This is a genomic window from Bifidobacterium criceti (genome assembly GCF_002286935.1).
GTDB lineage: Bacteria > Actinomycetota > Actinomycetes > Actinomycetales > Bifidobacteriaceae > Bifidobacterium > Bifidobacterium criceti.
Genome location: NZ_MVOH01000031.1, coordinates 1 through 1,706, shown reverse-complemented (window position 1 = coordinate 1,706; position 1,706 = coordinate 1). Strand labels below are relative to the sequence as shown.

Below are 1,706 nucleotides of genomic sequence, written 5' to 3'. Positions count from 1 at the left end.
TCAACCGTTACGCCGAAGTGGAATACGAACGCAAGGAGTATCCACCGACGAGCGAAATCCTTGATGCCCTCGAAGCACTCAACGGACAGCTGACCACCGGACTGCATGACCTGCGCGCACTGCTGAACGAGGATGGTGAGTGATGACGGAGACAACACCGTTTCTTGATTTGTTTTCTGACGATACACGTCACGCAAGAAAGATTAAAGNGGCTCTTCTCAGGTTAGTGTGTAAGGATGTCTTTGAGTTGGCTGCTGTGGATGAGGCATCGTTGGATGTAGCTGGTGGTGTTGGCGAAGCCCATGGCGTTGCCGCGCAGGGTCTCGAGCCTGCCGTTGATGGCTTCGGTGGGTCCGTTGCTTGAGTGGGGGTGGCGGAAGAGGGCGAGGATGTCGCGCATGCGTCTTTTGAGCACGCGGCCGAGGGAGGCGAGTTCCCGGCAGCCTTTGTAGCGCCCCGGTCCGGTCAGGTCGTCGATCAGCTCGCGCATCATGCGTTCGCCGCGTCGCCGGTCGTCGCACCGGTAGGCGTGTATGACCCTTTGGTAGACGTCGTGGGCGAGCATGAGGTCGTGGTTGGTCTGGATGGCGAACAGGGCCATGAGTCTGGCACGGCCGCGTGCGCCGAGGTATTCGTCGCTGGTCAGCAGGGCGCGCCTGCAGTCGTAGAGCCTGTCGCCCTTGACACCGCGCCTGCCGGTGGCGTCGCGTTGCAGGCGGCAGCGCACCTTGGTGACGCGGGCGGCGGCCAGTTGCACGACGTGGAACGGGTCGATGACCTCGACCGCGTGGGGCACGACGGATTCGACGGCCTGCTTCCAGCCGGCGAACGCGTCCATGGCGACCACCCCGACGCGTCTTGTGAACTCGCCGCCGCGCGCCTGCATCCATTCGCGAAGCACCTGGGCGGAACGGCCCGGCACCATGTCCAGCAGTCTTGCCGGCCTGCCGTCGCAACGCGGGGTCAGGTCGACGATCACGGTCACGTACCGGTCTCCGAACGCGCCGTGGCGCCACACGTGCTCGTCCACGCCGATCGCGCGCACCGAGGAGAACCGGTCGGCCTGCTCGAGCAGCAGCATGCCCTGCTCGCGCACCGCCCGGTCGACCACCGCCCATGCCACATGAAGCAGCCTGGCGCACGCCGAGACAGTCATCGAGTCCAGGCACACGCGCCGCAGCGCCCACATCACCGCCGGCACGCTCAACACGCCCCTGCCGGCGCCCACCGCCTCAAGATCATCGCTCCACGAGCGTGAGCACGGCACGCACTCGTAGCGGCGCACGCGCACCAGCAGATGCACCGCGTCGTCGCCGTAGGGCACATGCGCCAGCGTGCGCAGCCACGACGAACGCACCCTGGCATACGCGCCGCACGAGGGGCACCAGCGTGCGTCGTGCGAGTCCGGCTCGCACCTGATCTGCCTTAATCCCGGGCCGTCCGGCCTGCCAAGACGCCGCCACGAGAGCACACGAAGACCCATCTCATCCAAACCAAGGAAACGTTGGGGGTCGAACACGATAAACTCGGGTTCAGGCCGTGTTTCCTCATTCAATTTTTCTATCACACAAGCAATGATGAAGCACGGCCCTTACACACTAACTTGAGAAGAGCCNGATATGAGCAGTCATCTTTCCTCATATGAGTTCATCATATGAAGTGATACGGGTGAGTGACGTGCGCGAATCGTCATGATGGATTCCGCG

The 1,706-nt window shown here is 63.4% G+C and carries 1 protein-coding gene; it reads right to left on the bottom strand.

Annotated elements, in window-relative coordinates; all coding sequences use genetic code 11:
• Window positions 1-223 precede the first annotated feature (223 nt).
• Entirely contained in the window at window positions 224-1,555 is a 1,332-nt protein-coding gene (locus B1526_RS08840; RefSeq protein WP_456061927.1) for an ISL3 family transposase, read from the bottom strand.
• Between the last annotated feature and the right edge of the window lie 151 nt (window positions 1,556-1,706).